This window comes from Phormidium sp. CCY1219, assembly GCF_035615515.1.
In the GTDB taxonomy this organism is placed as follows: domain Bacteria; phylum Cyanobacteriota; class Cyanobacteriia; order Cyanobacteriales; family Laspinemataceae; genus CCY1219.
This window is the reverse complement of the sequence record NZ_JAJENT010000500.1, coordinates 1-7,800: the sequence shown is the minus strand read 5'-3', so window position 1 is coordinate 7,800 and position 7,800 is coordinate 1. Positions and strand designations below refer to the sequence as shown.

Here is a 7,800-nt window from a genome sequence, read left to right as displayed (position 1 = left end):
AAACTCGATGGGGCAGGCAGGGCATTTAAGCAATTTACGCATTGCGCTTAAGTCCTGCCTGCCCCATCGAGTCTATTTTACCCGAAATTCATTCCCTTGGGGGCGAAAAAGTCAACAAACCAGCAACCTTGCCTAAAGCCAATTGCCCACTAACACGTAAGGTGCCCAGTAAATGGGATGACGATATTGGCGAGTTTGCAAGAGTTCGAGCTGGGCGGTGCGGAGGGCTTGAGCTTTGGTGACCTGGGATTGATTTAACTGACGATAAAATTCGCCCATCAAGGGGACGGTAGCGGCATCGTCGATGAACCAGAGGGTGGCGAGGGTACTGCGTGCGCCGGCGCGTACTGCCATCCCTGCGAGACCCAAGGCGGCGCGATTGTCACCGGTAGCGGTTTGACAGGCACTCAAAACGAGCAATTCAATGGCGCGGGGGTTGCCGGTGCGATCGCGAACCCGCAATAAAGTATCCAATTGATTGACATTAATGCGCTCATCCCAAGCGAGAATAAAGGTTTCCTCAGCATTGGAACTAAACTGACCATGAGTGGCGATATGAACCACAGGAAAAGGGGTTTGGATAATTTCCTCTTGCAGGGCGTTGCGCGTAAATGCTTCATCGAGCAAAACCACCCCAGAAAGGGTAGAAGAAACCCGCTCAACTTCCACCACCACATTCGGCAATTGAGAGAACCCAAAACGTTCTTGAGAAATGCCAGCAGTGAGAGCTTCTAACTCTTGCATTTCCAGCGGTTGGGGGTCGATGAGCTTCAATCCGGGACTCAAAGCAATGCCATATTTTTCGATTAAAAACTGTTCCCCATCGTAAAGGGCAGCCATTGGCACATTTCTAAATAATCCATCGGGCAAAAACACTAAAGTTTCTACGCCACTGTCAGCCAAATCTGTGGCAAAAGGTTCGATGACCCATTGATAAATGGTTTCGGCGTAAGTCAAAAAGTTGCGGGAAGTGCGAGTAACGAGGGTTTTTCGCAGATTTATCAGAGTTTCTTCGACCTTTTCTTGGGAGAGATTGGGATGAGAATAATGGCGTAGGGGTTGCCCGGGGAGGGAGACAACTACTTCTAAGCGATCGCCCAAAATAATCGGATAAAAAATCGCGGCGTTGGGGTCGAGAATTTGCTTGTCAAGTTCCACCGGTTGGCTATCCACACAGGCATCGCGGAAGAAATTATCCAATTCTGCCAACTTCAGAGATTCCATCACTTGCAGCGCTTGACGCAGGTTTTTTTGCGTGGGTTTAGCATTTTTTCCCGGTTGCAAGAGCAAGGAGACAAACTCTCGATAAACCGGTTCGACGCGATCGCGAAAAGAAAACTGAATTTCGCGATTGGCGGTAACTAAATCCAACCGTAACGCTTCGAGAGATTCCACCGCTTGAGCGTAGGCGGCGATCGCACCCGAAACTTTCCCCTGTGCCTTTAACAAGCGTCCCAGTTGCCATTCCCAACGATAGGCAATATCCACCGCATTAATCCCCTCGGACAATGCCAGAGCCTCTTCCGTGAGTTGTTGCGCTTCCGCCCACTGTTGTTTAGTCTCGTAAACGGCGGCCAAATTTCCCAGGGCATAAGATTCGGCGCGCTTGTCATTTAATTGGCGAGACAGGCGCACGGATTGAGCTAAAAGCTGGGCAATTTGCGTTTGATTTCCTATGAGTGTAGTTGGCAATTTATCCGGAAATCTGAGAAGATTTTGGGCGAATTTAATTTGGGCGAAAACCGCCATGCGACTGGGGGGTAATTGTTCCAATTGCGCTTGAATTTGCGGCAGCCAAGTTATCGCCTGGGGCAAGTAGTCGCGAGCGAAGGTGTCCGAGGGTTCTTCCAGGATTAAAGAGAGGGCATTGAGTCGCGCTTGGACTTGGGTGGCGGGTGATTGGGCAGCGATCGCAGCTTGTTGGTAAAATTCATATGCGGCGGCGGGGTTGTTGCGCGCCCGGGCGGTATTGCCCAAAGCGATCGCGGTTTCGCTAATCGCTTTAGGCGATCGCAACTGTTGCGCCAAGGAGAAACTTTCGCGCAGCACCGCCTCAGATTGGGGCAAATCCCCCAGCAGTCGCAGAGTATTGCCCAAAGCGCGCAGGGTCGTCACCTTCATCTCGGAAATCGGTTGAGATTGCAACCTCTGATTCAACCCTTCCAGGGTATCCAAGGCGCGCTGATAAAGCCCTAAACTTTGCAAAGCGAGGGATTGGTTGAGACAGGCCCGATAGACCCCCGCCTCATCCCCGGCGTGGCGGTAGGCATCGGTAGCTTGTTCCCACAGGTTCAGGGCGGCGCGGGGGTCGCCAACGGTCAATTCCAAACTCCCGCGCGTATTGAGCGCTTGTGCCAACACGCGCAACCAGGCGGTAGAATCGGTATCGGCGCGATCGCCAATCAATTGCAAGCTTTGGGCGATGGCGGATTTCGCCTTATCCCATTCTCCCAGTTCTTGCAGGGCGGTGGAGAGATTGCACAGAGCGATCGCTTGGTGCAACTCATCTCCTTGCGCCGCACTGCTACTCGCCGCATTTTCCCACACCTGCGCCGCCCGGGCAAACTGACCGGCATCGTACAATTGCCGACCTCGTTGCACTAAAGCGTCTCCCGGGCGCGCCATGACTTGCGAGTGCAGCAGTAAGCTCAGCAGTAAAACCGCCACCGCCACGGCGCAAAATTTACGGATTTTTGCCCGTTTTCCGGCGCGCAGGAGCACTCTTAAAACGGGTAGGAAGTAATCGAAAAATAAAAGCCATTTTCTTGCCACGTTCTATCCCTCGACTCAATATCAACCAGGGGATATCCCCAGTCTAGACGAGCGCGAATTCGATCGCCAAAATCCAGTTGCAACCCCAGGCCCACAGAGGCCAAAGTATTGGGGTCTGGATTTTCGCGATCGCCGTTATTCCAGGCGGCCCCCACATCCACAAAAGGCACGACTTGCACTTTAAACTCGCCCCCTTCCGTGCGATAAACCGGCAAGCGAACTTCTGCAGAAGCAAGCGCCCCATTATCGGTGAGCAGGGCATCTTGGCGGTATCCCCGCACGCTTTGCAACCCGCCGAGACCAAACTGTTCCAAGGCTAGCAGGGAGGTGGTTGCCAGTTGCACGTCGCCGCGCAGCAATAAGGTAGGGGAGGTTTCGGGATTGGCGTCGTCGGACCCGAGGACCCGCAACCACTGGGCCTGTCCGCGCCATGCGAGAAATCGGCTGTCGGGTTCTTCGGCATTGACGGTGGCATCAAACCAACCGACGCCGAGACTGAATTGCGATCGCGCGGCGAAGACTTGTTGGGAACTGCGATCGGTCCATTCTTGAAAAAATCGCAAGGCGGAAATCCGGGTTTCGCCGTCTTCGTTGGCCCCGGGGGACAGGGGAAAGGCCACATCTAAAATGGAGGTATTGCTTTCGCGACGGGCGGCGGTCAGCCCTAGGGTGAATTCCCGGGTGGGGGATTGCACCAGGGGTTGGCGGAAGGTGAGTTCGCTGTTGCGGGATTTGGCTTCGATATCCACGCGATCGAAGGGGGGTTCGATGATTTCGCTGCTGGTGCGACTGTGAGAGACGGTGAGGGTGCCGTTGCGACCGTTGATGGGCAGGGTGTAGTCTACGTCCCACTGATCGCTGCCATCGGTGTTGCTGTAGGCAATATTGAGGCGATCGCCGAATCCGAATAGGTTCCCGTGGGTCAATACTCCTTTGCGCCGGAAGGTGCCCACACTGGGCGCTCTTCCGTTGTCTAGGGTGATTTCGCTGCGAAAGGCGGGAGCTTCGGTGATGCGAACTTCGAGCAAGTTCTGCCCGGGCCGGTATCCGGCGGAGAGTTCGGCGGAGATGGTGTCGATTAACGGATCCAGTTGCAGCAGTCTCAGGGCCTCGAGCAGTTCGTCGATATTGATGGGTTTGTCGGTGGCTCGCCCTAACCGGGAGCGGATATAGTCGGGACTGAGGCGATCGGTGCCGATGACTCGAATCTCTTCGAGTCCCCCTTCGACGACTTGGATTTGGACTACGCCGTTTTCTAGGGTCTGGGGGGGAATTAACGCACCGGTGGTGATGTAGCCTTGCTGGTTGTACAGTTCGGTGATGGCGCTGCGCGCTTGCAGCAGTTCGGCAAAGGAAAGGGGCCGACCGGTATATTGGGAGAGCAGTTTGTCCAATTGCTCTTGGCTAAATATGCTGCTGTCGAGGATTTCAAATCGCTCGACTTCGATGGTGCCCGGAACTGTCCCGCCGGGATCGAGACCCGGTGTGGCCGGCTCTGCGCTGGGGGTTGGGGGTTGCAGCAGTTCTTCTGGCGGGGGCAACAGGGGTGGTTCTTCCGCCGGCTCTGGGGTGATGCGGGGCAGGGGATTGGGAATTGTCTGGGGATCGATGGGTTGCGCGTTGAGGTTCCCACTGTTGATGCTACACAGGAGCATGGCAAGGGTGAGATAAAACCAATGGGTTTTGGTGTGGGCGTCGCCACTGGGCAACAATAAGCTCAAATTGGGAAAATTTTCTCTAGACCACATGACTGTTTCGTGGGGGTTGCATCTCACAAGTCAATTAAGCCAGTTGCTTTGTCCGACTTCAATAGCAAACAAAATTCTGGCGGGGTTCCCCGACCCACTCCTCGGGAGTCGGCGGCGGGAGAAGAGAATCCGATTTGGATGGATCCGTACTCTGGGACTCGGGCGATCGCTTCGCTTCGATTACGGAAAATCCCTCCTCTCAGATGCACCTGAGAGCACTTTAACCTCTTTCTCCTCGAATGCCAACTGGTTTCCCAATCCAGGCGGGTGCTTTTATTTTCTTTGGCGATGCTATTAATCGGGATTTTTCTCTGGTTTGATTATTTTAACCGAGGCTTCCTTGCATCTCTGGCGTCTTTTATCAATTTTTTACATCCCCGGACAGTGCTGTAGCGACTGGAAGTCTGCAATTGTCCTCTAAAAAAACTGATGGGCCTAGTCAATGACTAGACCCGGTACAAAACGAATGACCGATTCTTCTAACTGTTCAGTGAAATAGACTAAAATAAGGTACGTCTCAGACTTTCTTACTCGGGTGGACAACGATCGCAGCTTGACCCGTAGAGGGGGCGCTGCATCAGTTCTCTAGACGGGTGACACCAGATCCAGGAACCTTCCGTATCTTCTTCGTTTCCCTCCTTTTTTTTCTATCTCTTTTGGTGTCCAGTATTAAGCTAACACACCGATTCCAAACTGCCCACTATTTTTTACAAAGCTTTACAATAAACGATAGCTTTACATCAGCGATTGTAACGCAAGCCTTCTGAAGTTCCCATTTTTCGGGCAAATCTCTGGCAGTTTTGTAAAAATCGCCGGGGAATTTCGGGTGTGCCTCCCCAATGCAAATGCAGATAGGATGCATGCACCTGGGGAAAGGCGGTACCCTGTTTCACTGTCCCTCCCCATCCTTCAGTGGCGGCGATCGCCCCGCGCTGAAAACTCTGGATTTGAAATAGGGGAGACTCGGGTTCTCGGGTTAAGTGCGATCGGTGGAACTCGTGGGCGAAAACCTTCTGCTTGGCTAGTAAGATGGGGGTGTCTTGCAGGGCCGTTGCCTGTCGATATCCTAAGGTTAATTTTGTCCCCATCACCGTGCTGGTGGGCAAAATCCCCACCATCGGCCAACTTTCTCCGGCAAAATCTACTATTTTTTCCCCTAAGTACATCAACCCGCCACATTCCCCATAGGTGGGCATTCCCTGTTTTATGGCCTGTTTCACCGCCTGTAAGGCATCGCTGTTGTTCGCCAGTTGTTCGGCAAACATTTCCGGAAACCCGCCGCCAAAATATAACCCTCCCACTGCTTCGGGTAAGGCGCGATCGCCTAAAGGACTCCAGGGGACTAATTCTGCACCAAGGGCGGCAAGCAAATCTAGGTTATCTTGATAGTAGAAACTAAACGCTGCATCCCGGGCGATCGCAATTCGGATTGCCGATTGAAAATTGACATTTTGCGTATCTATTGTGAGGCCAGCGACTTCGGGAGGGGTTATATGTTGAGTGCGAAGTAGAGGCAGCAATCGCTCCCAATTCAAGCAGGTTTCTGCCAGATGTGCGAGGCGATCGATGACGCGATCGAGTTCTGGCAGTTCTGCAGTGGGCACTAACCCCAGGTGTCGGTCGGGGATGGCAATTTTATCTTCCCGTCGCAATACCCCGAGAATGGGAATTTGCAGCGGTTCGAGGGCATCTTCGAGCAGTTGCTGATGGCGATCGCTCCCCACCCGGTTGAGGATAACTCCCGCCAGTTGCACGCGCGGATCGAAGGTGCTATATCCCTGGGCGATCGCCGCCACGGAACCGGAGAGACGAGAGCAGTCAATGGTCAATACCACCGGCAATCCCAGCACTCTGGCAATGTGCGCGGTACTGGCAAAATCGCCGACTGTGAGCTTATCCGTCATTCTGACCCCATCAAACAATCCCATCACCCCTTCCACAAGGGCACATTCACTGGTTTGACTGTGGCGATGGAAACACTGCTGCACATAGTTTTCCGAAGTCAAAACCGGGTCTAAATTGCGACAAGCACGCCCCGTGACATACTGATGAAACATCGGATCGATATAATCCGGTCCGACTTTAAACGATTGCACCGTTAACTGGTGGCGGGTTAAATACGCCAACAGCATTAGAGTCAGGGTGGTTTTCCCTGCGCCGCTTCGTTCTCCTGCAATCACGATCGCCATGTTTTCTACCCTTTATCCATGAACTCGCCTAACTGCATGACGCCAAACGACAAGCGAGGTTAATCCCTCCCTCAATTTGGCATCATATCCCTTTCATTATCGCAGATTTTGCGCCCGCAAGCGCGCATCTACCCAAGGGCGATCGCTCTTTGAAAAAGGCAGTATCGGGTCTTGAGTATAATCGAGTCTCAAATCGTATCGGGCGCGATCGTACAATTGATTTAATAAATCCGGTAAGTCGATTATCGGTTCCGCATCTTCCCTTTGCAAAGGCAAAGAAAACTGGGGCAATTGATGGCGAATGATAAAAGCATATAAATCTGCTTTTGGGCGGCGATCGCTGCCACTGACTAAAATCCGATAGTCACATTCCCCCGCCACCTCGCACCCCCGCATCGGTGCCCCACTTCGCAACAAATCGATTTCGATTAAATGCGTGCTACTGCCCAAAATTTTCAACCGTTTGCTTTCGTATTTTTCTCGCCCTCTTCCCGCCGTTTTATTCACAGGAGATAGGATGTCAATCGCCGCTATCACCTTTTGGCTTTCCCGTTCTCGAACTTCTAAATAGCTTTGTTTGATTCTCTCTGGCATGGGCACATCTACAGTCATCGGCGTAGGCGGTGATGCCACTGCAACTGCCGATTCTTCTAAGGGCGCATTTCCTCCTTTTCCGCCTTGCACCGTCACATCGGGAATGCCCACTAAAAGCGAGGCATCGCCGCTAATTTCATAAATTATTTGTTCGATATCGACGAAATATTTCGGCACCACTTGTGGCGTCAGGGCATCCGCCAGGGCGACAATCAATCGATTGTGAACTGAGGGCCAAATTTCGGGATTTTCTAAGTACAGATCCATTCCAGGAAAGGGAGAAGACATGGTTTTATCTCCTATAGAACAGTGAGTTAGAATTGAGGGATAACGTTAGAGGTGGGCGCGGGATTTTTCTGGCGCGATCGCGTTCTCCCCGATTTGGCTATAATTGAAACCAGGGCGCGCCAATTTAAACCACTCCCGATGGTTTAATTTTATGAAATTTACGCCAAACTGACAACCTACAGAAAAACAAGGTAAAATCCGACTCGCAA

4 protein-coding genes are annotated in these 7,800 nt (G+C 52.5%); all 4 read right to left on the bottom strand.

Going from position 1 to position 7,800, the window contains the following annotated elements; genetic code table 11:
* Positions 1–132: 132 nt before the first annotated feature.
* Complete coding sequence (locus LKK83_RS13005; protein WP_324631582.1) at positions 133–2,772, bottom strand: CHAT domain-containing protein; 2,640 nt, start codon at positions 2,770–2,772, stop codon at positions 133–135.
* Positions 2,724–4,520: a ShlB/FhaC/HecB family hemolysin secretion/activation protein gene (locus LKK83_RS13000; protein WP_324631581.1), complete on the bottom strand. Its 1,797-nt coding sequence runs from the start codon at positions 4,518–4,520 to the stop codon at positions 2,724–2,726. The genes LKK83_RS13005 and LKK83_RS13000 overlap by 49 nt, the downstream gene beginning before the upstream one ends.
* 740 nt (positions 4,521–5,260) lie before the next feature.
* Positions 5,261–6,709: a cobyrinate a,c-diamide synthase gene (locus LKK83_RS12995; RefSeq protein WP_324631580.1), complete on the bottom strand. Its 1,449-nt coding sequence runs from the start codon at positions 6,707–6,709 to the stop codon at positions 5,261–5,263.
* A 96-nt stretch (positions 6,710–6,805) separates the two neighbouring features.
* The gene (locus tag LKK83_RS12990) at positions 6,806–7,591 is read right to left on the bottom strand and encodes a DUF4058 family protein (protein WP_324631579.1); all 786 of its coding nucleotides are present in this window, start codon (positions 7,589–7,591) and stop codon (positions 6,806–6,808) included.
* Positions 7,592–7,800 lie beyond the last annotated feature (209 nt).

Bases quoted from the DNA above. Each gene is read 5' to 3' on its own strand.
- LKK83_RS12990 (WP_324631579.1), bottom strand. From the start codon at position 7,591: ATGTCTTCTCCCTTTCCTGGAATGGATCTGTACTTAGAAAATCCCGAA.
- LKK83_RS13000 (WP_324631581.1), bottom strand. From the start codon at position 4,520: ATGTGGTCTAGAGAAAATTTTCCCAATTTGAGCTTATTGTTGCCCAGT.
- LKK83_RS12995 (WP_324631580.1), bottom strand. From the start codon at position 6,709: ATGGCGATCGTGATTGCAGGAGAACGAAGCGGCGCAGGGAAAACCACC.